The organism is Cryobacterium sp. TMS1-20-1 (assembly GCF_004402355.1).
Taxonomy (GTDB): domain Bacteria; phylum Actinomycetota; class Actinomycetes; order Actinomycetales; family Microbacteriaceae; genus Cryobacterium; species Cryobacterium levicorallinum.
The window spans coordinates 16,562-42,036 of the sequence record NZ_SOGF01000037.1 but is presented as its reverse complement, the minus strand read 5'-3'; the positions used below and the strand labels follow the sequence as shown (position 1 = coordinate 42,036).

At 65.7% G+C, this 25,475-nt stretch carries 25 protein-coding genes; 17 read left to right on the top strand and 8 right to left on the bottom strand.

Going from position 1 to position 25,475, the window contains the following annotated elements:
• The first annotated feature begins 73 nt into the window (after positions 1 to 73).
• Entirely contained in the window at positions 74 to 382 is a 309-nt protein-coding gene (locus E3O45_RS08100) for a hypothetical protein (protein ID WP_134442943.1), read from the top strand.
• A 192-nt stretch (positions 383 to 574) separates the two neighbouring features.
• Here E3O45_RS08100 and E3O45_RS08095 read toward each other — a convergent pair whose 3' ends face one another.
• The 3 genes from E3O45_RS08095 to E3O45_RS08085 form a co-directional block, all read right to left on the bottom strand.
• Positions 575 to 856: a hypothetical protein gene (locus E3O45_RS08095; protein ID WP_134442942.1), complete on the bottom strand. Its 282-nt coding sequence runs from the start codon at positions 854 to 856 to the stop codon at positions 575 to 577.
• A 16-nt stretch (positions 857 to 872) separates the two neighbouring features.
• The gene (locus E3O45_RS08090) at positions 873 to 1,232 is read right to left on the bottom strand and encodes a hypothetical protein (RefSeq protein WP_134442941.1); all 360 of its coding nucleotides are present in this window, start codon (positions 1,230 to 1,232) and stop codon (positions 873 to 875) included.
• An 89-nt stretch (positions 1,233 to 1,321) separates the two neighbouring features.
• Positions 1,322 to 2,551 carry a DNA topoisomerase IB gene (locus E3O45_RS08085; protein WP_134442940.1) on the bottom strand — a complete coding sequence of 410 codons (1,230 nt, stop codon included), beginning with the start codon at positions 2,549 to 2,551 and terminating at the stop codon, positions 1,322 to 1,324.
• Between the two features lie 295 nt (positions 2,552 to 2,846).
• On the opposite strand from E3O45_RS08085, the gene E3O45_RS08080 reads away from it, so the two are divergent.
• The 5 genes from E3O45_RS08080 to E3O45_RS08060 all read left to right on the top strand — a co-directional run bounded on the left by E3O45_RS08080 (position 2,847) and on the right by E3O45_RS08060 (position 8,327).
• Positions 2,847 to 4,037 (top strand): Rv2578c family radical SAM protein, encoded by a 1,191-nt coding sequence (locus E3O45_RS08080; RefSeq protein ID WP_134442939.1) that lies wholly within the window; start codon positions 2,847 to 2,849, stop codon positions 4,035 to 4,037.
• A gap of 69 nt (positions 4,038 to 4,106) precedes the next feature.
• Complete coding sequence (locus tag E3O45_RS08075) at positions 4,107 to 5,444, top strand: sensor histidine kinase (protein ID WP_134442938.1); 1,338 nt, start codon at positions 4,107 to 4,109, stop codon at positions 5,442 to 5,444.
• Positions 5,441 to 6,850 (top strand): hypothetical protein, encoded by a 1,410-nt coding sequence (locus tag E3O45_RS08070; RefSeq protein ID WP_134442937.1) that lies wholly within the window; start codon positions 5,441 to 5,443, stop codon positions 6,848 to 6,850. The genes E3O45_RS08075 and E3O45_RS08070 overlap by 4 nt, the downstream gene beginning before the upstream one ends.
• The gene (locus E3O45_RS08065) at positions 6,850 to 7,479 is read left to right on the top strand and encodes a thymidine kinase (protein ID WP_134442936.1); all 630 of its coding nucleotides are present in this window, start codon (positions 6,850 to 6,852) and stop codon (positions 7,477 to 7,479) included. Before E3O45_RS08070 ends, E3O45_RS08065 begins: the two co-directional genes overlap by 1 nt.
• Positions 7,480 to 7,778: 299 nt before the next feature.
• Positions 7,779 to 8,327: a sortase gene (locus E3O45_RS08060; protein WP_134442935.1), complete on the top strand. Its 549-nt coding sequence runs from the start codon at positions 7,779 to 7,781 to the stop codon at positions 8,325 to 8,327.
• A 178-nt stretch (positions 8,328 to 8,505) separates the two neighbouring features.
• Here E3O45_RS08060 and E3O45_RS08055 read toward each other — a convergent pair whose 3' ends face one another.
• Entirely contained in the window at positions 8,506 to 9,348 is an 843-nt protein-coding gene (locus tag E3O45_RS08055; protein WP_134442934.1) for a type II CAAX prenyl endopeptidase Rce1 family protein, read from the bottom strand.
• Positions 9,349 to 9,495: 147 nt separating this feature from the next.
• Between E3O45_RS08055 and E3O45_RS08050 the strand changes: the two genes are divergently transcribed.
• From E3O45_RS08050 to E3O45_RS08010, 9 genes are all read left to right on the top strand, one after another.
• Positions 9,496 to 10,848: a polysaccharide biosynthesis tyrosine autokinase gene (locus E3O45_RS08050; protein ID WP_134442933.1), complete on the top strand. Its 1,353-nt coding sequence runs from the start codon at positions 9,496 to 9,498 to the stop codon at positions 10,846 to 10,848.
• A 147-nt stretch (positions 10,849 to 10,995) separates the two neighbouring features.
• Positions 10,996 to 12,909, top strand: a complete 1,914-nt coding sequence (locus E3O45_RS08045; protein WP_134442932.1) for a DUF4012 domain-containing protein — start codon at positions 10,996 to 10,998, stop codon at positions 12,907 to 12,909.
• 50 nt (positions 12,910 to 12,959) lie between these two features.
• Entirely contained in the window at positions 12,960 to 13,484 is a 525-nt protein-coding gene (locus E3O45_RS08040; protein ID WP_134442931.1) for a hypothetical protein, read from the top strand.
• Between the two features lie 107 nt (positions 13,485 to 13,591).
• A complete protein-coding gene (locus E3O45_RS08035; protein ID WP_134442930.1) occupies positions 13,592 to 15,031 on the top strand; it encodes a polysaccharide biosynthesis tyrosine autokinase in 1,440 nt (479 codons plus the stop codon).
• On the top strand, positions 15,028 to 15,630 hold the full coding sequence (locus tag E3O45_RS08030) for a low molecular weight phosphatase family protein (protein WP_134442929.1): 603 nt from the start codon (positions 15,028 to 15,030) through the stop codon (positions 15,628 to 15,630). Before E3O45_RS08035 ends, E3O45_RS08030 begins: the two co-directional genes overlap by 4 nt.
• Positions 15,630 to 16,658, top strand: coding sequence for a hypothetical protein (locus tag E3O45_RS08025; protein WP_134442928.1), 1,029 nt, complete (start codon positions 15,630 to 15,632; stop codon positions 16,656 to 16,658). The genes E3O45_RS08030 and E3O45_RS08025 overlap by 1 nt, the downstream gene beginning before the upstream one ends.
• A gap of 82 nt (positions 16,659 to 16,740) precedes the next feature.
• Complete coding sequence (locus E3O45_RS08020) at positions 16,741 to 17,064, top strand: hypothetical protein (protein WP_134442927.1); 324 nt, start codon at positions 16,741 to 16,743, stop codon at positions 17,062 to 17,064.
• Positions 17,065 to 17,325: 261 nt separating this feature from the next.
• Positions 17,326 to 19,476 carry an acyltransferase family protein gene (locus E3O45_RS08015; protein ID WP_166789437.1) on the top strand — a complete coding sequence of 717 codons (2,151 nt, stop codon included), beginning with the start codon at positions 17,326 to 17,328 and terminating at the stop codon, positions 19,474 to 19,476.
• A gap of 151 nt (positions 19,477 to 19,627) precedes the next feature.
• The gene (locus tag E3O45_RS08010; RefSeq protein ID WP_166789436.1) at positions 19,628 to 20,620 is read left to right on the top strand and encodes an acyltransferase family protein; all 993 of its coding nucleotides are present in this window, start codon (positions 19,628 to 19,630) and stop codon (positions 20,618 to 20,620) included.
• A 112-nt stretch (positions 20,621 to 20,732) separates the two neighbouring features.
• Here E3O45_RS08010 and E3O45_RS08005 read toward each other — a convergent pair whose 3' ends face one another.
• The 3 genes from E3O45_RS08005 to E3O45_RS07995 form a co-directional block, all read right to left on the bottom strand.
• The gene (locus E3O45_RS08005; protein WP_134442924.1) at positions 20,733 to 21,476 is read right to left on the bottom strand and encodes a hypothetical protein; all 744 of its coding nucleotides are present in this window, start codon (positions 21,474 to 21,476) and stop codon (positions 20,733 to 20,735) included.
• Positions 21,473 to 21,766 (bottom strand): hypothetical protein, encoded by a 294-nt coding sequence (locus tag E3O45_RS08000; protein ID WP_134442923.1) that lies wholly within the window; start codon positions 21,764 to 21,766, stop codon positions 21,473 to 21,475. Before E3O45_RS08000 ends, E3O45_RS08005 begins: the two co-directional genes overlap by 4 nt.
• A 547-nt stretch (positions 21,767 to 22,313) precedes the next feature.
• Entirely contained in the window at positions 22,314 to 22,703 is a 390-nt protein-coding gene (locus E3O45_RS07995; protein WP_134442922.1) for a tyrosine-type recombinase/integrase, read from the bottom strand.
• Positions 22,704 to 22,814: 111 nt separating this feature from the next.
• On the opposite strand from E3O45_RS07995, the gene E3O45_RS07990 reads away from it, so the two are divergent.
• Complete coding sequence (locus E3O45_RS07990; protein WP_134442921.1) at positions 22,815 to 23,399, top strand: ArsR family transcriptional regulator; 585 nt, start codon at positions 22,815 to 22,817, stop codon at positions 23,397 to 23,399.
• A 341-nt stretch (positions 23,400 to 23,740) separates the two neighbouring features.
• Here the strand turns inward: E3O45_RS07990 and E3O45_RS07985 are convergent, their stop codons facing one another.
• Positions 23,741 to 24,367 (bottom strand): hypothetical protein, encoded by a 627-nt coding sequence (locus E3O45_RS07985; protein WP_134442920.1) that lies wholly within the window; start codon positions 24,365 to 24,367, stop codon positions 23,741 to 23,743.
• Positions 24,368 to 24,722: 355 nt separating this feature from the next.
• Here E3O45_RS07985 and E3O45_RS07980 point away from each other — a divergent pair, with 355 nt between their 5' ends.
• Positions 24,723 to 25,397, top strand: a complete 675-nt coding sequence (locus E3O45_RS07980) for a FadR/GntR family transcriptional regulator (RefSeq protein ID WP_370450339.1) — start codon at positions 24,723 to 24,725, stop codon at positions 25,395 to 25,397.
• Positions 25,398 to 25,475 lie beyond the last annotated feature (78 nt).

The following is a 25,475-nucleotide window of genomic DNA, read 5'->3' as shown; positions in this document are numbered from 1 at the left end:
CGTCAACCCCGTCAACCCCGTGAAGGAGTGAGTGGGGCTACCTGACGGTCCCAAAGCGGCCCGGAGGCGGCAAGTGAACCCGAACAATGGCGTTTCGGATGCGGAGAACCTGCGCGTATCGCAACTCGGCATCCTCCAGCTCACACCCACCGAATGGCTGGTTCGAGATCCCGCACTACCGGACGGCGACCCGGCCGCCCTGATGGGAATCATCGAACAAATCGGGGGTGCCTACGGAGTGACCAAGCTCGGCGTGCTCAACACGCGCTGGTTCTACTCCTCGTTCGACCGCGCCCAATCCAGCTTTCTGGTGCCGGGTGCGCCCGAGCCTCCCGCCACATTTGGGCCGACCGAGCCCGTGAGCTCACGCGTCACCGACTAGCGCGCCCGTCGCCGAGTCGGTCGCTCTGATACACCAGGCGTTTGGCCCGCAACGCGACCCGGTGCCCAACCACGAGCCTGGCCCCATATCAAGGACGGGACTGGGACTAATCACCGGCGCGGGCGCCCGGGAGACCACCCGGCCGGACACCCCTACCGGGACTCCAGCCGGGGCGTCGGCGTCGTGGAGGATTTACAGGTCGTGGCCGTCGGCATCCGGGGTCGGATTTGCCTTGCGCTCCTCCTTCTTAATGGATGCCTCGGCCTGGTCGAGCAGACCGCTCACCTTGGTCTGCGCGACGGTGGCGGCGTCGCGCGCGATGCCTTCGGCCTGCGAGATGACCTTCTGGGTGCCGGGGTCGCCCCACATTTGGCGGGCCTTTGCGGCGATGCGGTCGTAGGCCTGGCGACCGGCCTTGGATCCGAGTACGAAGCCGGTCGCGGTGCCGGCGAGAAACAGAAACTTGCCCTTCATGGGGGACTCCTTGGGGTTAGGCGGTTGGTTCGGCGAGGTTGGGGGCTTCTCCATCGATATCGTGGCCGACCAGATCGGGGTTCGATGGGTTGTCGGCGGGGTCGATATCGTCGAGGTTCGGTTCGTTGTCGGGCTCGACCGGGCTGGCTGTGGCGGCTTCTCCGGCCGCAGAGCCGTCATCGCTCGGTGCGGGGCCGCCGGGACCGGTCTCGGCGCTGGCGACCGGAACGGCCGCTACGGTGCTTTCATCAGTTGAGCCGGCATGTTCCTGCGCCGGGCCGTCGGGTCCAACGAGCTGGTCGGGGTTTGTGGGAGTATTGGGCGGCTCAGGAATGTCCAGGGGTGGTTCTTCAACGGGGTCAGAGTCGTGGGTCACGGGCATACCTTTCTTATAGACAGCGGCCGGATCAGCTGAGCGGCACTCAAGTTATACCGCGAACGTGCGACATTCTTAAGCGTCGTTTCTCAAACATCGTCACCAAGTACGAGCGTGCGCAGTGCCGTCTCTGCCGAGACGCGGCCGGCCGGGTCTATGGTCTCGCCGGCGCGAAACAGATCCACGATGCGCGGGTCGACGTAGCTCGTGCGGGCGATCGCGGGGGTGTTGCCGAGCACCGCGGCCGCCTGCCGCATCGCTTCGGCAATGGCACGGGTGTCGGCGCGACGGTTGCGCGACGCCGCCCGCGGTTGCCGTGAAGCGGATGCTGCCGGCACGGCCCCAACGCCGGTCGCCGTCGCTGTAGTGCTGGGTTTCGTGCCGGCTCCGGCGGCGCCGTCCCTTGCCCCCTTCCCGGCGGTGCCGGATTTTGTCCCGCTCCCGGCGGTGCTGGCCTTCGCCCTGCTCCCAGCGCTGCCCGATTTTGTCCCCGCGTCGCTGCTCGCCTCATCCTCGTGCGTGGTCATGCCAGCCGCCGCCCTCAGATTCTGCGCGAGGCTCTGGGCCAGACTTTGGGCCGCAGCGGCCGTGCCCCGCAGGGTACGAAAGTCCTTCGCGCTGAACTCGCCGCCGGTGCGTTCCTTGATGAACGAGTTGATATCGGCGGCCGAGAGAGCACTCTCCTCCCCGTCGACCACCCAGGACAGTAGCGGGGCAGCCGGGCGCTCGCGCAGGCGGGCACGCAGATAGGTCGCGAGGTCAGCATCCGTTATCACGCCTTGAAATTGTTGGCCACTCTTGGCGGGAAAGTCCAGCCGCACCACGTCTCCCCGCACCGACACGTGCGAGCAGAGCAGGGTGGAGAGCCCGTGGCTACCGTAGTCGTCGGCATAACGCTCGCTGCCGATGCGCAACGAGGCGAGGTCGAGCATGCGAAATGCCGCGGCGAGGGCCCGCGCGCGCGGCTCGCTGTCCCCGCGCAAATCCCGGGTCACCTGACCACGCACCCGGGGCAGGGAGGCGGCCAGCTCCAACGCGCGCTCAAACTTGAGGCGGTCCTTTTGTTCGCGCCAGGCCGGATGGTAGATGTACTGGCGGCGCCCGGCCGCATCGAGGCCGATCGCCTGGATGTGCCCGTTCGGGTGCGGCGAGATCCACACGTCGGTCCAGGCGGGCGGAATCGCTAGCTCCGTGAACCGCTGCCGCAGCTGCTTCTCGGTGACCTTCTGCCCGGCCGGGTCGCGGTAGCTGAAGCCCGTGCCCGCGCGCCGCCGGGAATACCCCGGCCGGGTCGGGTCGCTGCGCCGCAGCCGGGTCACGCGGGTGCCGTCGGTGTGCGCATGCTGAAACAGTAGTGCGAATCGCCCTCGTCAGCACGAAAGCGGATGCCGCTGCCCGCCCATCGCCTGCCCGCCACGCTCTCGCTGGGGCCCGCAGCGCTGGCCGAGCTCGCGGCACTCGTGGCACCCCTGCGTCGGGGTGCCCGCGTCTCGAACGAGTGCCGCGACGCGCGTCCGCGACCGTTTCGGCGCGACGCGAGCTGCGGCATCCGCTTCAGTGCGGTTTTTTCTGGCATCACTTGCACTTTCCTAGAACTTGTGTTCGACTATAGCCATGCGGTGGAGCTCACAGGAACTACAGACCGAACAGGTCGGCGCCCTGCCCGGACTCGCCCGCCTGAATAACCTCGTACGCAGCGTGCAGACGCCCGAGTTCGCCGGAATCACGTTCCACGAGATCCTGTGCAAGTCGGCGCTTAACCACGTACCCGGTCAGAGCGCGCTGCCGTACGGCTACACGATCAACCCTTATCGCGGATGCTCCCACGCCTGCACCTACTGCTTCGCCAGGCCGACCCACCAGTACCTCGACCTCGACGCCGGCAAAGACTTCGATAGCGAGATCATCGTCAAGGTCAACGTGGCCGAGGTGCTGCGCAAGGAACTCGGCAAGCCCACCTGGGGGAGGCATCCGGTGGCGCTCGGCACCAACACCGACCCATATCAGCGCGCCGAGGGACGCTATCGACTCATGCCCGGCATCATCGCAGCCCTCGCTGACAGCAAAACCCCCATCTCCATTCTTACCAAGGGCACACTGCTGCGCCGCGACCTGGACCTGCTCGTCGAAGCGAGTGAGCACGTTCCAGTCGACCTGGCCATGTCAATTGCCATCTATGACGATGAGTTGCAGCAATCCGTCGAGCCGGGAACTCCCACGACGAAGGCTCGCCTCGCCACTGTGACCGCGGTGCGCGAACGGGGACTCGACTGCGGCGTCTTTCTCATGCCCATTTTGCCGTTCCTCACCGACACCCGCGCGCACCTCGATGAGGCGCTGCGGCAGGCCAAGGCGGCCGGAGCCACGAGCGTGCTCTACTCCGGCCTCAACCTCAAGCCCGCCGTCAAGGACTGGTACCTGCGCTGGCTCGACCGCGAGCATCCCGAGCTGGTTGCCCGCTACCTCGAGTTCTACGCCGGCGGCCAATACGCGCCCAAGGAGTACCGCACCTGGCTCGCCGCGCGCATCAAGCCGCTCATTCGCGCGCACGGCCTCGAACGCGGCATCGTCGACCCCGCGACCGGCGGCCTCCGCTCCAGCGCTCTCCCGTCTTCCCCAGAACGGATGCCCGCCGCCCGCCGGACGCCCGCCTTCACCCCCGCCCGTTCACCGGGCCCGGGCCCGGAAACGGGGCCCATGATGGATCATGGGCCCCGTTCCCTAAGGTGGGCCGGGAGCACGGAGGCGCCCCGTTCCCTGATCGCCGCCGAACTCCCGCCCGACTTGGCCCCGACCCTGTTCTGACCCCATCACTGCCTTCCCCGCACCCAACCCCTACCCACCCCGATGGCATACTTACCTATTGGGGGAAATATGTCTCTAGGGTTACCCGGCCACCTGGTCCAGCGCACGCTCGCACGCGCCATCGCACGGGCCGCGCACTGGTTCGCGCTGACCTGCTTTAGCGCCGCGATCCTGTCAGTCAGTATCCTGAGCCTCAGTACCCCCGAACTCTGGATCACCATCGTGGTTGTGGCCGCCATGGCAGCCCCGCTCATCCTCTTCACCCGGCATCGGCGCATCCCGCTGGCCGTTGCCTATCTGCTCGTTGGAACCCTCGGCGTTTACGTCTTCACAGCCACCGTGCTCGGCGTACCCGACGTATTCCCCGCGTCGAATATGTTCCTCGTCGCCCTGCCGAAGATGGCCCTCGTCATGGTCGGCGGCGCGGGATCCACCGCCCTCGCCGGCGTGCTCTGGAGCACCGCGGCGTTTCTGCTCGCCGAGGCGGCTGCGCTCCTCGCCATCGTCGGCGCGACCGTGCCCTACCAGCCCTACCAGCCCGACCTGTTCACCCTTTCGACCTACCTCGTACTCGTCGGGGTTATGGTGCTCGCCGGAATCGACCGCCGCGCCAGCAACGCCGCCCAACCCGCCATCCACCGCGCGGTGCAAGACGGCGCCAACCGCCAGCTGCGCGATGCCCTCGACACCCGCGCCATCGCTTTGCTCAACGACACGACCGTCTCCCAGCTCGTCGCGCTCTCCCTGGCCGAACCCGGCGCTCTCTCGCCGGGCCTCAAAGCCAGCCTGAGAGACACCCTGACCACCCTGCACGACACCAACTGGCTCGCCGATATCGACGCCCGCACGACCACGTCACCGCAGCCAACCGTCCACGAGCAAGCGCCAACACCAAGCCCGGCCTGGCGCTCCAGCGCCGTCTACACCGCCGTCGAACGCTGCCGTGATCGTGGGCTGAAAGTCGAGGTCACCGGCGACCGTGACGCCCTCGCTCGCCTCGACGCCGGCAGCGATCGCGACGTCGGCCTCGCCGTGCAGCAATGCCTCGTCAACGTCATCCTCCACGCCGGCATCGACTCCGCCGAACTCGCCATCGAGTCTGACCGCACCACTATTTCACTCCTCATAACGGATGCCGGCCGCGGCTTCACGGAATCGGAATCCGCTTCCGACCGGCTCGGTCTACGGCAGTCCGTGCGGCGACGTATCGAGCAGCTCGGCGGATCCGTGCTGATCTGGAGCCGCCCGGGCGCCGGCGCAAGCGTGCGACTGACCGTGCCGGCCGAAACCCCCAGCATCAAACCGAAGCCAACCCTGCCCACCCACCACACGCCGGTCCGGCCCGGCAGCCTCAACGCCAACCCGGCCAACGGCAACGCCACCCCCGCCCCCCGGAACCCCCGATGACCCGCGCGACCCCCACACCGCGCCGGCCGCGCGCACCGGCATCCGCTTCACAGCAGCGTCTCGACCCCATCGGTGGCCTGGCCGCCTGGCCGATCGCCCCGGTTGTCGCCCTGATCGTGGTGACCTACGCGATAGCCGCGACCGTGTCGCGTCCGCACGAAATCCAAATTGAGGAGCTCGCGGTCTCGGCCGTCGCCGCGCTCATTATCGCGGCCGCCGTGCTGGTCTGGTCGGCGCGCCCCGACCTGGCCCCGTTCACCCGCAGCCGTGCGATCGTCGTCGTGGCCCTCGGCCTGGTCGCCCACGTGCTCGCCGCGGCCAGCGCCTGGCAGTACAACGGCATGATCCAGGACGACTTCGCCCCGATCGGACTCGGCCTGCTGCTGCTCGCCCTCGCTCCGTTCCGGCCGTGGAAAGAAATCCTCGCGCTTGGCGGAATCTCAGCGATCATCGTCGGCGCCACCGCCCTCGGGCAATCGCCCTTTCTCGGCGTGCGAACCCCGCCCGCCCTGTTCGCGATCATCGCCATGACCCAGGTGCTCGCGCCCAGCCTCGCCGCCGCCGCGTTCTCGCGCCAGGTCGTCAATTCCATTCACCGTTGGCAAACGGATGCCCGCCGCGCGATCCGCGGGCGCACCGAGGAGAATCGCGACCTCCTCGCGCACGAGGTCGTCGACCATCGCGTCAAGAACCTCGGTGCAGATGTGCTGCCGTTCCTGGCCGATGTGCTCGAGCGGGATGCGCTCACCGCCGCCGACGTGAAGCGGGCCCGCTCCCTCGCTTTCCAGGTGCGTCGGGTGCTCGTGGCCGAAGTCGACCACACCTGGCTCGACGACCTGATCGAACGTGAGCGCGCCGGACTGACCGAGCGCGGCGTCAACCCGCTCTGCGTCATTGCCGACCTCGAGCGCCGAGCGACCGCCTTCGACTCCGACCAGCGTGCCGCCGCGGGCGCTATCCTCGTGGCGCTCTGCACCCTTAAGGGCTTTGATCCGACCAGCCTCGTCGTGCAAATCGACGGGTCCGGCCCCGCCCCCGCCGACACCGCCCAGGTCACCCAGGCCTTCGGTACCCGCGGAGCCCTCCCCACCCCGGCCACCGACACCACGACCATCGCCATCGTGACCGCCGCCCAGGAGCAAGCCGCCGCGCAGGCCCGCACCCAGGCCCAGGCACAAGCGCAGCTGAAGCCCCGATCGCGCTCGACCGGTGCACGCGCCGTCGACACCATCACCATCCAGGCCGGAATCTCGCTGCCCCCGTATCAGCGCCGCCGGGCCCTGCGCCCGTACCTCAGCGTGCTCCGCGCCGTCTTCTCCCAGGTGCGCGTGACCAGCCGGCATCCGCTTCTCACGCTAGAATTTGACGCTGACCGCAGCGGCTCAAACTCAACCAAAGGCATCTAATGGCGAAACTGTACTTTCGATACGGCGCCATGAACAGCGGCAAGAGCACCTCTATGCTGCAAGCGGCATACAACTACGAGGAACGCGGCCACCACGTGCTGCTCGCCAAACCGTCGGTCGACACCAAGGGCGACCGCGGAATTCTCTCCCGTCTCGGCGTGATGCGCGCCGTCGATTTTCTGCTCACCCCGCAAACGGATGCCTACGCCGTGTTCCAGCAGCACCGCGCGCAGGTCTTGAAAGAGTCCGGCCGTGACGTGAGCGCCCTGTTGCTCGACGAGGCCCAGTTTCTCACCGAGACCCAGGTCGACGACCTGCTGCGCATCGCCATTCTCGAGAACGTGCCCGTGCTGGCGTACGGAATCCGCACGGACTTTCAAACCGTCGCCTTTCCGGGAAGTCGCCGTCTACTCGAAGTGGCCCACAGCCTCGAAGAGCTCAAGACCATCTGCCGCTGCGGACGCAAGGCCGTGTTCAACGGGCGCCAGATCGACGGCGTCTATGTGTTCGACGGCGACCAGGTGGCCATCGACGGCGAAGAGGTCACCTACGAATCGCTCTGCGGCAGCTGCTACCTCGAAGAGAGTCACGGCGTGCTCAATAACCGCAGCCGTCCGGCACCGGAGTAAGCCAGCGCCCCAACGCTGCACGCACGCGTCGCCGAAATCTCAGGCGCTCTGGTTCCAAATCCGCAAACGAACAGGATGCTCCTTACAAGCGGCAAAGGCCCACGCGCGGGAGGCGTTAACCCCCATTTCAGGGTGAAACCCTTGATTTACTGCCCGTTAACCGAATGTTTTTGCAACCAGATTGTGTATTGCACCACTGTTCCCACTAACCTGAGAGCCACCTAGGTATTTCAAGATGATCTGCCGGGACTCGCCGTCTACGGCGTACACACCATCCAAATACCGGGGGGACCCTCATCATGTTCAAGAAAAGCCTGGCCACTGCGGCACTCGCCGTCATCGCCGTCTTCGCCTTCGCGCCGGCCGCCAACGCCGCCGAGTACGTTTCTGACACGCTCATCACCGTCGCGGCTGCTCCGGTAGCCGGCGAGTCCACGCCCGTCGCCTTCGACGACGGCGCCTTCGCAAATGGCGAAGACGTTGAGTTCTCGGTCACCGGTTCACACACCGCCGTCCTATCGGTCGTCAAGACCGCCGTCACCTCGTCGCTGACCAAGACGGCCACCGGCGCCGGCGCCGTCACCGTGACCGTGGCGATTCCCGCCGAGGCCACCGGCGACTACACCGTCTCCGCACGTGGAGTCACGTCCGGCATCGTCGGTACCGCGACGCTCGCCGTCGTTGCCGCCGACGCTGGAACTGCTGCCGTCAGCACCGACACGGGCCTCGCCTCCACCGGCTTCAACGCTCCGGTCCTCGTCATCTGGGGTGCCGCTGGCGTTCTCGTTCTCGGCGTCGCACTCGTTCTCGTGCGTATGTCGGTTCGTCGTCAGCACGCTGCCGCGTAATTAGCTTTCTCGAGTAGCCTCAGGGCCGCTCACCGAAACGCCTCGACCACCATACGGTGTCGGGGCGTTTCGTGTATCCTTGGGCCCGCCCGCCAGGGCGAAGGTGCGCGCCTGGTGCTCGGCAATCTTGGCCTGCGGGGGCCTGTGCCGCGCAGGCTGCGCCCCACGCACAAGAGGTTCAGATCCCCAGCAGCGCCGGCACGATAACGAGCCCGTTGAACGTCACGTGCGCCACGATCGCGCCGCCGATTCGTCCGGTTGCCAGCGCGAGCCCGGCCGCGGCGAGCCCGAAAATCAGGGTCGAGGCTCCGACCACGACCACGGTCGCCGTGTTTCCCGGGTCGATCGTCACGAGGTGCATGAGCGCAAACATCAGTCCGCTCACGCCGACCGCGATCGGCGCCGCCCAGCGCGCCGCGCCGAGCGTCGCCACTCGCGCATAGACGCCCCGCAGCACGAGCCCGCGAAAGAACAGCTCCTCCACGAACGGAGCCAGCAGCACCGGGGCCAGCAGCGCGCCGAACAGCCACCAGCCGTCGTAGACGGTCTCGCCGAAGGTGGCGCCGGCAGTTCCGATGCTGCCGAAGCCCAGAATCTCGATCAGGCTCGCCACCGTGCGAGCCAGCAGGCCGACCCCGAGTCCCCAGATCAGGTCGATCGGCCGAATCGATAGCCGGAGCAGGCTTTTTCCAGAACGGATGCCGTTCCCCGCGTCGTCCCCGCCCGCCCCAGCAGGAGCAGAGTCGCGACCCCCCGTCGGGTTTGAAGCCGACGCGGCCGTAGCCGCGTCGCGGCGATCCGCCGGACCCGGCCCATCCAGCGCCGAGCCCCAGCCGCCACGCGCCAGGCCAGCCCCGGCCACCCCAATCGCCACCAACATCGGAACCCACACGCACAGGTACCCCAACAAATTGGCCACATTCGCGTCCCCGAACGACGTGGAATCGGCCGATATCAGCAGCACAATGGCCACCACAAGGCCGAAGCCCGCCGGCATGAGAACGCTCACAGACTGTTGCACAACCACTTTCCCCATAAAGCCCAATTTACCGGCACCCACCGCCGGTCGGCGCGAGTCCCAAAGTTCGGTACCCTCAGAAGAGGGGAACCGCACGTTCGTGCGGTGCAGTACGGGTTGTATTCCTCGACACGAGGGGATCACCCAAGCATGGAACTTCGCGATTATATTCGCATTCTGCGCAAGAGCTGGGTACTCATCGTGCTGTGCACGCTGGTGGCCGTTGGCGCGGCATCCACTTATTCGATTCTGCAGACACCACAGTACAGCGCCACGTCCAAGGTGGTCACCCTGACGCAGTCCAGCGGGTCCACCGCTGACCTCGCCCAGGGCAATAACTTCTCGGTCGCGCGCGTCAAGACCTATGCCGAACTCGCGACCACGCCGATCGTGTTGCTGCCCGTCATCGCCAGCCTCGACCTCGGCATCACGCCCGCCGAGCTGGCCAAGAAGGTTGCCGCCGCCGCGCAGCTCGAAACCTCGATCATCGACGTGACCGTCACCGACACCGACCCGGTGCGGGCTGCCGACACGGCCAACGCGATTTCTAACAGCCTCACCCGCGTCGTCGAGGAGATTGAAACTCCGGACACGACCGACGCGACTTCGCCGGTCAAGCTCACCCTCACGCAGGAAGCGACCGTTCCGATCGCACCGGTCAGTCCCAACGTGCCGCTCAATATCGCCCTCGGAGCGCTCGTCGGGCTGGCCCTCGGCGTCGGCATCGCTGTGCTGCGCGAAACCCTCGAGACGCGCATTCGCAACACCCACGACGTGGAGCAGCTCACCGACCTGCCCATTCTCGGCGGCATCGTCTTCGACCCCAAGGCCAAAGAACGACCGCTCATCGTGCACGTCGACCCGCGCAGCCCGCGCGCCGAGTCGTTCCGCTCCCTGCGCACCAACCTGCAGTATCTCGACGTGGGCCGCGTCGACCGTTCCTTCGTCATCACCTCCTCGATCGAGAGCGAGGGCAAGAGCACGACGGGCGCCAACCTCGCCATCGCCCTGGCCGACGCCGGATCCCGCGTGCTGCTCGTCGACGCCGACCTGCGCCGCCCCAAGGTCGCCGACTACATGGACGTCGAGGGCGCCGTCGGCCTCACCGACGTGCTCATCGGCCGCGCCGACCTGGCCGACGTCATTCAGCCGTGGGGCAAGGGCCAGCTCTTTGTCCTCCCCGCCGGTCACGTACCGCCCAACCCGAGCGAACTGCTCGGTTCGACCCGCATGACGCAGCTCATCGCCGAGTTCAATCGGGCCTTCGACGTGGTCATCTTTGACGCACCGCCCCTTCTGCCGGTAACGGATGCCGCCATCCTCGCCAAAAATGTGGGTGGCGCCCTTATCGTCGTGGCCGCCGGTCGCACGCACAAGAACCAGCTCACCGGTGCCATCGCCGCTCTCAATAATGTCGGAGCCCCGATCTCCGGCCTCGTGCTGACCATGCTCCCCACCAGCGGCCCAGATGCCTACGGTTACGGCCACTACGGCTACAGCTAAGGCGATCCCGAGGCCATTGCGCCCTCGATCCCGGCTGAACCGGCCCGCGCCCGCGGCGCGCGCGTCAAGTCCTAGCCAGCCCGAGCGGGGCGTGCCCAGGTGCGCGCGTCAGTCCTGGCCAGTCCCGCGCTCTGCTTGAATAGGGCCATGCCCCCTCCAGACTCGGCACGGCTTGCATTCGACTCTGACGACCCCGCGCCGCACGCGGCCGACGTAGCCTCCGCTGTGCCCGAAGTTCCCGAGGCTGCACGGCCTGTGCCCGTCACTCCCGAGGCCGCCTCGCCCCCCACACCCCCCACACCCCCCACGCGCCGCCGCAGCATCGTCGGGCTCGTCGTCCTCGGCCTGCTCATCCTCGTCGTGGCGGCCACCGCCTGGGTCGGCGTTCGAGGTCTGCAGGCCAAAGATGCCCTCGAAGCTGCCGTGCCGCTCGCGTCGACCATTCAGGACCAAATCCTCGCCGGTAACGGTGAACAGGCGGCCCAAACCGCCGCCGACCTGGCCGAATTCGCGGCAATAGCGCGGTCGCGCACGAGCGACCCGATCTGGCGCGGCTACGAATTTTTGCCGTTTCTCGGACCGAATCTCACGGCCGTGCGCGAACTCGCCGTCGTCGTCGACGATGTCGCCCAGAACGCCGTTACCCCGCTGGCCGGTCTGGCCGGCACCCTCGACCTGAACGCGTTCAAGCCCATCGACGGATCGATCGCCCTGCAACCCCTGCTCGACGCACAGCCGCCAGTTAAACAGGCCAGCACCGCCCTCGCCCGCGCCACAGAAAATGTCAATTCCATCGACACCGACAGTGTGCTCGCCGTCGTGCGTGAGGCGGTCACCCGGTTGCAGACCGTCACAGAGCAGACCTCAAGCAGCCTGAACGCCATGGACCGCGCCGTCACCCTGCTGCCGGCCATGCTCGGCGCGAGCGAGCCGCGCGATTACATTCTGCTGTTTCAGAACCTGGCCGAGCTGCGCGCGACCGGCGGCATTCCCGGCGCTCTAGCCTTGGTGCATACCGATCAGGGCAGCGTCGAACTCACCCAGCAGGCCACCGCTGAGGACTTCGACCCGTTTGCCGCCCCGGTGCTGCCGCTCGGCGACGACACGACCCTCATCTACGGGGACATCACCGGCGAATACATCCAAAATGTTAGCCTCACGCCCGACTTCGCCCAAACCGGAGCCCTCGCCCGCGAAATGTGGCGCCTCCAATTCGGCCTCGAAGCCAACGGCGTGCTCTCGATCGACCCGGTTGCGCTCAGCTACCTGCTCGATGCCACCGGCCCGATCACCCTCGCCACCGGCGACGAACTCACCGCCGACAACGCGGTGTCACTGCTCCTGCGCGACGTGTACGCGCGCTATGACGACTTGAAGCAGCAGGACATCTTCTTCGCGGCCGCCGCCGGCGCCGTGTTCGACGCCGTCAAGAGCGGCCGCGCCGACCCGACCAAACTCATCAGTGCGCTCGCTCGCGCCGGAGCCGAACACCGCGTGTTGGTCTGGAACGCCGACGAGGCCGAACAGGCAGTGCTCGACGACACCACTCTGGTCGGCGGCCGCCCGGTCAGCGACGAGTCGACGAACCGATTCGGCCTCTACCTCAACGACCTCTCCGGCGCGAAAATGGACTTCTACCTCGACGTCGAAACCGCCATCGGCCAGCAGACCTGCCGCACCGACCGGCGCCCGCAATACACGCTCGAGGTCACCGTCACGAACACGGCACCAGCGGATGCCGCCACCTCCCTTCCCATCTACGTCACCGGCCGCGGCATCTCGGGGGTGCCGCTCGGCAACATCAAGACTCAGGTCTCGGCCTACGGTGTTCCGAGAATGTACAACCTCGGTGTCACACGGGACGGCGTCGCCGCCGAACATGTGCTGGCGACCGATGCCAGCTATCCGGTGACCTCGCTGGTTTTCGAACTGGCGCCCGGCGAAAGCACCGTATTGCTCTTCAACTGGCTCGGTGCGGCGCCGTTCTCCGGCGATCTCGAGCTGCGCAGTACCCCACTGGTCGCGCTCAACGACACGGCATCACTAGACTTCAGTTGCTAGGGGTTCGCCCAGAGCGTTCAAGCAACACAATGCACTGCGGGGGATTCGTCTTGTTTAGAAAAGTTCTTGCCACGCTCGCGCTCGTCGGAGTCGCCGTTTTCGCCGGTCCAGTGGCCGCGCACGCCGTCGGCTACGTGGCCGCCGACCTCATCACCGTGTCCGGCAGCCAGAGCGCTGGCAGCACCGTCACGGTAGCGTTCGATGACGACGCTTTCACCGCCGAGGAACAGGTGTCCATCGCGGTCTCCGGTGAAGGTTCAGCCACCCTGGCCACGCTGCGTGCCGCTACCGTCGACACCCGGAAGGCGGCCACTAGTACCGGCGCCCTCGACCTCAAGGTCACCCTGCCCAGCGACGCCACCGGGTCCTACACCCTCACCGCCATCGGAGACAGCTCGCAGAACATCGGCACCGCCACGATCACGGTCGTTGCCGCCGACGGAGCCAGCCTCGCCACCGCCGGATTCGACGTTCCGACCGCACTCATTTACAGCGCCGCCGGCGCACTACTGCTCGGCCTGGGCCTCGTCATCACCCTCCGCGTCACCCTGCGCCGCCGCGCTACCACCGCCTGATTCGACAGCTCACCCCCTGATTGTGGGCCGCTTGCGCAACCAAGTGGCCCATTCACCTGTGTCAAGCTACTGGCTGGCAACTTTGTCTCGCAACGAAAGGTAGCAGCGTGGAACTCCGCGACTACATCCGCATCCTTCAGAAGAGTTGGATGCTCATCGTGGCGCTGACCCTCGTGGCCGTCGCAGCGGCATCCGTTTTCTCGATTTTGCAAACACCGACGTTCAGCGCGACGAGCCGGGTGTTCGTATCGACACAGTCCAGCGGCAGCACGAGCGAACTCGTCCAGGGCGCGAGCTTCACGGTCGCTCGGGTCAAGACCTACTCTGGCATCGCGGTCTCACCGCTGGTGCTGCTGCCGGTCATCGAGACCCTCCGGCTCGACCAGACCGCAGCCGAACTCGCCAAGGACATCGCTGTGTCGGCGCCGCTCGATACCGCGATCATTGACATTGCCGTCACCGACGACGACCCGCGCCGCGCCGCCGACATCGCCAACGCGGTCTCCGAGAGCCTCGCCGTTGGCGTGCAGGAGATCGAGCAGCGCGACGCGGTCACCGGGGCGCCCACCGTGAAACTGACCCGCATCCAGGTGGCCAGCGTTCCGTCCGTTGCGGTCGCCCCGAACGTTCCCCTCAATATTGCGCTCGGCGCGCTCGTGGGCCTCGCCCTCGGCGTCGGCCTCGCGGTGCTGCGCGAAACGCTCGACACCCGCATTCGCAGCCAGCGCGATGTGGAACAGGTCACCGACCTGCCGATCATCGGCGGCATCGTGTTCGACCCGAAGGCGCAGGAGCGCCCGCTCATCGTGCACGCCGACCCGCGCAGCCCCCGCGCGGAGTCCTTTCGCACGCTGCGCACCAACCTGCAGTACCTCGACGTGGAGCGGGTCGACCGCTCGTTCGTGGTCACCTCCTCGATCGGGAGCGAGGGCAAGAGCACCACGAGTGCCAACCTGGCCATTTCACTAGCGGATGCCGGCACCCGCGTTCTGCTCGTTGACGCCGACCTGCGCAAACCCCGCGTCGCCGACTACATGAACATCGAGGGCGGTGTCGGCCTCACCGACGTGCTCGTCGGCCGAGCCGAACTCGAGGATGTCATTCAGCCCTGGGGCCGCGGCCAGCTGTTCGTGCTGCCCGCCGGGCATATCCCGCCGAACCCGAGCGAGCTGCTCGGGTCGTCGCGCATGGCGCAGATCATCGAGGACTTTAACAACACTTTCGACGTGGTCATTTTCGACTGCCCGCCGCTGCTTCCCGTGACAGATGCCGCCATCCTCGCCAAGAGTGTCGGCGGCGCCATTCTCATCGTCGCCGCGGGCCGTACCCAGAAGAACCAGCTCACCGGGGCCATCGCAGCGCTCGACAAGGTCGGCGCTCCGATCAGCGGCGTGGTCATGACCATGCTGCCGACCAAGGGACCGGATGCCTACGGTTACGGCCACTACGGCCAGTACGGTTACGGGCACACCTACGGCGACACCGGTCCGGCCCCCGAGGAGGCCATCGCTCCCGCCTACTTGCGCCGATCCAGGGCCAAAGCATGACCGCCCGCATCCTCATCGTCTGCACCGGAAACATCTGCCGGTCGCCACTGGCCGAGCAGCTGCTGCGGGATAACCTGCGCAGCGCCGGCATCGACGCCGTGGTCACGAGCGCCGGAACCCGCGCCATGAGCGGCAGCGCCATGACCCCAGAGGCCGCTGCACTGTCATTGCAGTACGGGGCGTCAAACACCGAGCACGTCGCGCGGCAGCTCACCGAGAAGCTCATTGCCGACGCCGACCTCGTGCTCACCGCGACCCGCGATCATCGTCGGGATGTCGTCACTCTGCTGCCCAAAGCCACTCGCTACACCTTCACTCTCAACCAGTTCGCCCGCCTGGTGGCCCCGGCGGATGCCGAAGACGGCACCGCGTTCGCCGCTGACGCCTCCCGCGCTGACGACCAAACAGGCCTCGACTTCCCGGCCTTCATCGCATCCGTCGCCTCGACCCGCGGCCTCCACCCCTCGCCCAACCCGCCGACCCTCGACGACGTCGAGGACCCTTACCGCCAGCCCGCTGCCGTCTATGACCGCGCCGCCGCGGCGATCAACGCCTCCGTCACCACGATCACCGCCGCCCTGATCGCGGCAGGAGCCTGATGACCCAGCACCCCCGCCGGCGTCGCATCATCGCCTACTCCGCTATCGGACTCTTCCTGCTCATCGATGCCGTGCTTATCACGAGCGCACTCACGTCGACCTCGGTTGATGCTGCCGTCGATGCGTCTTCGGAGCCGGCCGCCACGGCATCCGCTTTTCCCGTGCCGAGCGCCACCCCGACAGCCTCGCCAACAGTCGCGCCAGCCGTGATGCCCCTGCCGGCAGCCCGCCTGCTCTCCGCGGTCTCGGCCACCGCCGCCTGGCGTGCCAGCACCGGAAACTGCAGTGCCCCGGCCGCACCCGAACTCAGCACCGACTCCGGATCCAGCTGGACCGCCACCGATGCCACCGGCCGCTCCGGAGCCACCGCCCTGCAGTCCATCGCCGCCCAGAGCGAATCGGTCGCCGAGTTCATCGGCCTCGACGAAGACTGCGCCCCGCAGTTCATCAAGACCTTCGTCGCCGGAGACAACTACTCCAGCTACCCCGACGAGCTCGACGACGCGTGGTACGTCGACCCGGCCGACCGCGCCGCCGTGCACGGACCCGACGGCCTGGCCTCGGCGCCGTGCGACGCGGTCGTCGCCCTCGCCGCGAGTCCGGCCGACGCTGACTCCGCCGCCGTTCTCTGCGCCGACGCACGCATCTTCGCCACAACGGATGCCGCCGCCTCCTGGTCAGCGCCCCTGACCGTCCCCGGAGTGCTCACCCTCACCGCCACCGACCTGGGCTACATCGCCCTGGCCGCGGGGGAGCCTGCCGCCTCGTCGACGGACGCCGCCTCGGTCGCGTGCCTCGGCCTCAGCGTCGTCGACGTCAGCGTGATCGACCCAGCCGCTGACCCGGCCACCGACCCTGCCACCGAGACCGCTGCACTGAGCGCGAGCACCACGGGTTGCTACGCCACCGACGAAGCTCCCGCCGAGCTGGCCGCAAACATTGCGGTCGCATCCGCCGACGATACCCTCTGGCTCTGGATCGGGGACCTCACCCTGCGCTCCACCGACGCCGGCCAGTCCTGGCTCTAGTTCCCCCGAGTGTGCGGCGCCCACTTCTCCACAGTTCCTAGAATCCCCAGCACACCCCTGCCAGCGGGACTAGTCTCACTCCATGGACGACAACGTCTCGTGGCTGTTCGAGAAGCAAGACGTGCAACGTCCGCGCCTCTGCTCGCAATGCGGGGACGCCATGGAGGTTGCCTGGCACGGTGACGGCTATGACTACGGCTGCACGAATCTCGGCTGCACGCAGCTCTACTTCGGGCCGCCCTATTCCGAGGCCGAGCTGGCCAGCGATGCTCCGCTCGAGCTGAGCCCGCCCAATTGCCCCCGCTGCCTGATGCGCATGGGGGCTGTTTCCGACGGAGAGACGTGGCAATTCGTTTGTCTCCAAAACGGATGCGACGGCATCTGGCCGCCCCGCGACTCCCGTTAGCGGCCTCTCCCGCTGACCGCCCCGCCCCCGCGTTGGTCGAGACGCGAGCCCCTGTTCGCTGGTCGTTTCGCAAGAAACGAACGATCGAGACCTTTCGTCCGGGATCTCGATCGCTCGTAAGCTCGCGCTTCGATCGGCGAGTCGGATGCCCCCAGTTCGCGCACGAATAGCGAGCAACCCTCACAATCCGCTACCCTCGACACGTTAGGACCATCACGCATCCAGCGCTGAATGCACACTGCCCCGACCACAGGGAGAACAATGTCATCCACCGCTCAGCTGCGGCGCGCGCCGACTGTCACGAGCGGCGTCCGTGCCGACATCCAGGGGCTCCGTGCGCTCGCCGTCGTGGCCGTCATTTTCGACCATATCTGGGCGTGGCCATCCGGCGGCTTCGTGGGCGTCGATGTCTTCTTCGTCATCAGCGGCTTTCTCATAACAGGACTCCTGCTGCGTGAGCATGAGCGCACCAACCACATCTCGTTCACCGTCTTCTATCAGCGCCGCATCAAGCGCATTATCCCGGCAGCGACGCTCGTCTTACTGGTCACCGTGGGTACGGCACTCCTCCTGTTCAACCGGGGCCGGTTCTACCAGACCTTCTGGGATGCGATCTGGGCGTTCTTCTCCACCGCGAACTGGCACTTCGCAGCCACCGGCACCGACTACTTCCTGGCGGATGGCCCCGTTTCCCCCCTGCAGCACTACTGGTCGCTCTCCGTCGAGGAGCAGTTCTACTTCGTCTGGCCGTGGCTGATGCTGGCCGTCTTGATTCTCGCCGCCAAGGTAGGAGTCAACCGTCGACGCCTGGTTACCGGCCTCGTCATGGCCATCATCATCGGCGCGTCCTTCGTCTGGGCCATGTTCGACACGCAGGCCAACCCGACCCTGTCCTATTTCTCCACCCTCACCCGGGCCTGGGAACTCGGCGTCGGCGCGCTCATCGCCATCACGGCGCCGTGGTGGTCACAGTTGCCGGCCCGAATGCGTCCCGTTCTCGCGTGGGTGGGCTTGCTCGGCATCATCGTCTCCATCTTCGTCATCAACGGCACCATGCCCTTCCCCGCGCCGTGGGTGGTGCTCCCCGTCGTCGCCACGGCCCTCGTTCTTGCAGCCGGAATAGGAGGCGAACAACGTTTCCTCTTTCCGCTGACGAACCGGGTCAGCGGCTACCTCGGCAACATCTCCTACTCCCTGTACCTCTGGCACTTCCCGGTCATCATCTTCGCCGGCACCCTGATCCGGCCATCGTCGCCGGTGTACTCCGTTGTCGTTGTCGCGGCCATCGCGGTGCTGTCGGCGCTCGCCTACAACCTGGTTGAGCTGCCCCTGCACAAATCACCGTGGCTGGGCGGCAAGATGAGTCGCCATCGCCGCCGATCCGAGTGGTTGGCCTGGCGGCGACAGTACGCTCCGGCCATGAAACGCAACGGGCTGGCCGGTGCCTCGCTCCTGGCCTTGGGCGTCGTCGTCCTCGCCATTCTCCCGTCGCTGTCACCCAACCCCGCAGCCGGCTACGTTCCGCCGGCTCCCACGACGGGCCCCTCCACCTCTCCGCAGGCCGATGCCGTGCAGGCGCAGCTCTCCGCGGCGTTATCGGCGTCAACCTGGCCCGAATTCAACCCGCCGATCGTCAATTTGGCCGATCAGCGAGTGCCGCAATGGACCGAAAACGGATGCCTGAACGTCACGGCCCGCAATTTCGATCTGTGTTCCTACGGAGCATCCGCTCCCACCCGCACCGCGGTCGTCATGGGCGATTCCATCGCGACCAGCTGGCTTCCGGCCGTGATCTCGGCGCTGGAACCCCTCGGCTATTCGGTACAGGCACTCACCAAGGAGAGCTGCCCCATTGCCAGAACGGATGTCTTCGACCCGGCCGCCCGAGACACAGTGTTTACCGCGTGCGCATCATTCACCGACTGGGCGCAGCAGAAGGTGCAGCAGCTCGACCCGGACCTGATCATCCTCTCCGATTCTTTTCTCTCCATCAAACGACTTGCGTCTCAGGCGGAAGGGCCGGTCGCGGAATCCGAGTGGACCGCTGCCTACGCGGCCGCGCTCGCCGAGCTGCCTGCCCGCGCGTCGAAGGTCAGCCTGATGCCGCCGCCCGGTGCCCAGAATTTGCAGTCCTGCTACACCCCCTTGTCTCAACCGGGTGATTGCATCCGTTCGATTCAGGATGACTTCAATCTTCTCCTCCGTGCCGAAACGAGCGCCGCAACTACGGCAGGCACCACTTTCATCAACACCCAGCCCTGGTTTTGTATTGACGCTCTGTGCCCCGCCTTTGTCGGCACATCAGCCGTGTACGCCGACTCCGGTCATCTCACCGCGACCTACAGCGAAAGCATCGGTGCAGTGCTCCAAGAAAAACTACTCTCCATCAAAATCGCTCCGCCGAGCCCCTAAGGTCGCGCGTCGGCTGCAACCGGCTCAACTCACTGCTCGACGGTTAGGGGAAAGGGGTCAGGGTGCAAAATCTGCCCCGGGGTGGCGCGAGCGTGCGGCTCGCCAGAAGAAGTTCAGCGAGCTGGAAGCGCGGAGCCCTAGGCTTCGCCAGGTGGACAGTACAAGAATGCGCTCGGCCGCGATCGATGGCTTGCGCGTTATCGGCATTGTGGCCATCGTGGCTGGGCACGTCTGGTCGGACCAGAGCAATGACATCGCCCGCATGGGTCTCTACACCTGGCACGTTCCCGTGTTCTTCTTTCTCAGCGGATACCTCTGGGCCAACGAACGCACGCTGGGCGTCGAATTCAGCAAGCGGGTACGCACTCTGCTCGTGCCCTACGTCGCGTGGCTGCTCGCTATCGGCGCCGTCTACGGCACGTACCTCTGGGCAAACGGGCAGGCTCTGCACGTAGGTAACGTGTTGCTCGGCGGTTCCTACATGGGCGCACCATTCTTCGCCTTCTGGTTCGTTACCGCGCTCTTCGGCGCCTGCCTGTTGCTTCGTGCACTGCAGCGCTTTCCCGTCTGGCTACCCTGGGCGGTTGCCGTTGCCGGGTTGACCGTCGCCTACCTCGCCCCCGACGCGTTGACCGCCGTCCCCTTCTCGCTGGGCGTTGCCGTGCCCGCCATGATCTTCATCCTCGCGGGCATTTCCTTTCGCCGGATCGCCCCGCGGCTCAGGTCGAGGGGCTGGGTTTCAGTGGCCCTCCTGGCCGGCTCAGCAGCCCTCATCGTCACCGGCCTCTCGCAGCCACTAGACATGAAGCAGGGTGATTTTGGCACTCCTGTCGTGAGCGTCGTGGTTGCCAGCGCCATCTCTGCAGGTCTCGTCCTCTTATTTCAAAGGGTGTTTGCTTCCATCAGGCCACGGGTTGCCGGAGCTGTTACGCGGGCGGCCACCGTCGGGCTCGCGGTTGTGCTGACCCACAGTGCATTCATTTTGTTGTTGAGCAAGATCCCGCTCTATATGCCCCCGGTCGCGCACTTCGTCATTGTTCTCGTGGTGGCATGGTCACTCGCGTACCTCCTCAGTCAGACGCCGCTCGGTAGCGTATTCACCGGTGCTGCCGCGACTCCCGCTCGACGACCGAGCGACAGTTAAGTGCGGCTTGCCACCCGGACCCGCAGTGGCGCGACAGCGACAGCAGGGAGGAGCCAGAGTTGACGATCTCATTGCTCGAGGTCACCACGATGCCGTGTGGCTTCACGACTGACTACTTGCCCAGCAGCTCCGATAACTCGGCGAGCGTTTCACGTCCGAGCGCCTGAACGACGTCATCATGGTTGGCCCAAGGCCCTGTCTGCTCGGTCAGTACATTGACAAGTGCTCGCACCCGTCGGCGGCTTCGTTGGCTCAGCCCGATCAGCGCCTCGCGGGCATCATCCATACAGGCGAGAAGCACCACTGCGTCTTCAGCGTGTCTGCCTCGATCTCGGGAGTCTTCCAGATAGGCACCTCCTTTGAGTACCAGCGCGCCACGGACAGTCGGGATGACGAGCCTGACCGTGTCCGCTTCGGTCAATACATCAATGTTGATTGTCTGCTGCAGTGCGCGGGTCCCTCCGGGGATTCCGAACAGCGGGCGGCCGTCGTAGCGGGGGCGTTTCCACGTGGATTGACGGTCTGAGCACATGAGGTCCACGCGATCTGGTCCTCGATCGAAACGATATGCGTGCTTGGTTGTTGTGTCCAAGACGTAGCCAGCTCCCTGCAAACGTGTGGCTGCCTGGGCAAAAGTGTTCGCCCGGGTTTCGAGGTGAAGGGCAGAGTCCACGTCTACAGTCGTGCGCGGGGCCGGCAGCCCAGCCAGCTCAGCATGAAGTTTCACCATGAGGCCACCAACGAGTGTCCATGAGCCCTGCGGAAGCAGGCGCGCGAGCTCGAAGGCCGACGGCCAGGGTGGTTCTTCCCATTGGCTCGATCGAGCGTCAATCTTGATCAGCGGGCGGTCATTCATACGCCTTCCTGGGCAGAGGTGATCCATTGGGTCGCGGCTGAGCATTCGCGCGCATCGCCGTAGGTGTAGAGAGCCAGGGCTTCAAGCACTCGGCGGTGTACCTCGTCGCCTTCAATGACAGCAATATCGCCGGAGTCATCGAGGCCCAGACGAGACCTTCTGGCCGCTCGGCTGGCGTCATGTGCGACCACTACGCCCAGTCCGCCGCCAGCGGAGAGGCCAAGCTCACTGACCAGCACGGAAACGAAACGACTCTTGGCCTCGTCGCTTGCAGCTCGTCTCAGCGACACCCGGCCCCGAAGGACCTGGCCCGCGAGCGCGCCTACGTCCAAGCTCCGGACGCGGTGCTTCAGTCGGCTCCGTTCGGTGCTGCTCAACTCAGTTGTCTTCCCCGTGGCGAGTAGGTCAAGAGCGGCCTTCTGTACCGCGTCTGTCCAGTTGCGGCCCCGGTGCGCCGTGCGCTCAAGGGCCTGAATCTGACGCTGGGAGATTGCGTGGGAGGTGCCGTACTTCGCAGCAACTATGCGACCACTCGCGACCGCTCGCCTCACCTGCCGGGCGGTAACCCCCAGCTCCGTCGCAGCTTGAGACGTAGATAGGTGCATGCACATATGGTCCCATGTCGGACTATATCTGTCAATATTGTGTGGATTTTGCTGCGGCGGTTAATGGCGGGCACCGAGTGAAATCTCGCTGACACAAGTGCGTGATTGCACGGCACCCTTGCCCCGAACGTCAGTTGCTTGCTAATAAGCGGATGCCGCACCCCGACGATACCGCCGCCTACGTCGCTGGATGCTCGCGACGTGGGCATGCTTCCTCCGGCGATGTACGCGCTCACCCGGTGTGCGGCGTGCCGCTCTTGGTGAGCACGACGGGGCCGGTGGTCCGGTCCCCGGCAGCCGCGAGGAGGGCGCGCAGCACCGGCTCCGGTAGGGGCATTGTCGCGTCCTTGTTGCCCTTGCCGGTGAGTCGGAGCACGCGGTGCCCGCGAACCTCGTCCTGGAAGTCTTCGATCTGCACATCGCAGGCCTCGCTCACGCGGAGGCCCATTAGTCCCATGAGCGCAAATAATGCGCCGTCGCTCGGGGAGGACGCCGATGCAACCTGTAAGAGCTTGCCGAGTTGAGACCGGTCGAGGCCGAGCGCGCGCGTCTCGTCATAGGTATGCCAGCGTTTCGCTCCCACTCGGGCGCGCAGCGTCACCACAGCCCGAGATGCTGTCATTCACGCAGGCCGCGAGCTAATTCGGCCTGGTGGAGCGGTCAGGGGCCGACGCAATAAATCGCGGCGCAGCGCCCGCTTGACTTTCAATAAAGATTGCATATGCTTTCTTTTATGAAACCGTCCGTCCCCCTGCTGAGCCCAATCCTGCGGTCTGACACCCAAGGACGTCTGTTGGCTCAGCTTTTCGCGCACCCGCAGCGAGAGGTCAGCGTGAGTGAGCTTGCACGTTTGGCTGAAGCCACGTTGCCCACGGCACTCAGAGATGTCGATCGTCTCGTCCAGGGGGGCTATCTGACCGAACGCCGCGTGGGACGCAACCGCATGATCCGTGCCAACGAGGAGCATCCGCTCTATGCAGCCCTCAAGCAAATAGTCACCTACGGATATGGGCCGACTGTCGTCATTCCCGATCTGCTGCGCGGTCTGCCCGGTATCGATGCGGCATACATCTACGGTTCGTGGGCCGCTCGTCTGGACGGCGAGCCGGGGACCGATCCGAACGACATTGACCTGCTGGTGGTCGGCGACGTCGAACCAAGCCAGTTCTACCCGATAGCACTCGAGGCAACGAAAATGCTGGGTCGTGAGGTGAGCATCAACGTGATCTCACCGAACCGTTGGCAGCGTGCTGACGACGGATTTATCAAGACGGTGCAGGCCCGGCCACTCGTGCCGCTCGATTTGGGGGGATCGTGATTGCGCGCTGGCAGCAGGGACGAGCCGGAGTCGACGATCTCATCGCTCGCGGTCACATCGAGAGAGTGCGAGCCGACCGCGCGTTGGCGGACCTCATGCTGCAGGAAGCCGTTCGGCACCTCGCGTCGTCCCGGCTAACCGCGGATACCGACCCGAGCCGCGACTCCGACACATGCAACAGACTCGGTCAGACAGTTCCGTTCGCTGCGGCCATCCACGGCACAATACAAGCGGATGCCGCTCAATCCACTGGTCGAGCTTGGCGAGACCGCAGTCGACCAACGCGGGCTGTCTGCGGAACCCAGCGGGCACATACGACGACAATGGCGCCCTGCACCCAGCTACCCCGCGAACTCAAACTCGACAATGACCTCAGGGTCGACGCTTGCGATGATCCCGGAGTAGAACACCGCGGCCTGATCTCTCAGCGCTGCTGCGTTCTGGGTGATGTACTCCTGCTTGTTCTCATCGCTGAGAATGTTGTTGATCAGGCGAGTTTGCACGGCTGCCGGTGTCAGCCAGCTCAGCGCGTTGTTGCTCTCAAGAGCGTCTTCAAACACGGGATCGTCAAAACCGATCCCAATAAATTCAGGGATAGTCACGCGAAACGACTCCGGGCCGGTGGATTCGATCTTCACCTGTGACCCATCGATGCCTAATTTTGCGTCGAAGCTGTACTGAAGAAGCGTCGTTTTCTCGCTCGCGGGCACGGCCACGCCGAATATCTCTCCACTGCTTTCGTGCTTCGAGACACCCTCAATGTGCAGGCTGAGCAGGGCGACCTCTTGCACGCTCGTGACGGACTCAACGACCTGCGAATCGCGTTCGGTCGAGCTGCTGGTGAAAATTGAGCTGAGAGCGAGAGCATTGAGGCCACCGAATACGAAAGCGGCACCCATTCCCCCGACAACCAGCACGCCGATCAGCAGCAGAGGCCAGAGCAAAACTCGTGCTTTGAAAAAGATCATGAAAGTCTCCAGATTTGTTCGACGTTGAAACGCCCTCGCAATTGCGCGGTGTGAACCGGCCACAACAGATCGCCGCGTCAAGCCCCGCCTCGAACCATATACGTATGCAGCGACTTGTCGATAGCTGCGCGCCCCACCGGCCAACCCTCTGGTCGAGGCGGCGGCGTGCCGGTTGTTGAGCTTATCGAAACACGCCAGCATCTCGAGACCGCGCTCGTGCAACCAGCCGGGGGAGCACGCTCGCACCCTGATCGACGCACAATCAGCGGGCTCGATACACTGAACCGAGAGTCCGACGCCGCGCCGGGACGAAGGAATAGGTTTCATGAGTCGAACATCGCTGGTCGATGACCTGGTGGAGAGTCTCCTCGACCGGATTCTGCGGGGGGTGTTCGCGGCGCAGGAGATGCTTCCTCCGGAGGCGGTTCTGGCCGAGGAAGCCGGCGTCAGCCGCCTGACGGCCCGCGAGGCGATCAAGACCCTTCAGGCACAGAAGATTGTCTCGGTCCGGCGCGGGCTTGGCACCTTTGTCAACCCACCTTCGCACTGGTCGAGCCTCGACGCGATCCTGCGCGCCGCCGCGCACGACCTGGGCAGTTCCGAGGTGCCGCTGCGGCTGCTCGAGGTGCGGCGCATGGTGGAGACCGGCTCGGCCGAGCTGGCAGCGCGCAACCACCAGGACAGCGACCTCGTGTCGCTCGATGCGACGATCGCCGAAATGGAAGCCGCCTACGTGGATGGCGACCTCGACCGCCTCACCCGGAACGATATCGCGTTCCATGACATCATCCTCGCGGCCAGCGGCAACCCCTTCGTGCCCGCTCTGATGGGACAACTCGGGCAACTGCTCTATACGCTGCGGCGGGAAACATCCGCTTTCACTGAGGTGCAGGAACACGCCATCGCGCATCACAAAATCGTGCGCTCGGCGATTGCGAGCCGCAACCCCGATGAGGCGCGCCGCGCCATGGAAGCGCATATTCAGCAGACCTTTGCGGATTACGAGAACTTCATTCAAGGGCAGTCCTAACGAGACATCAGACGTCAGATATCTATTAGGCTGGTGGTGCGGTCCACACAGAAGTGGGCCCTCGACCGAAGGAATGAC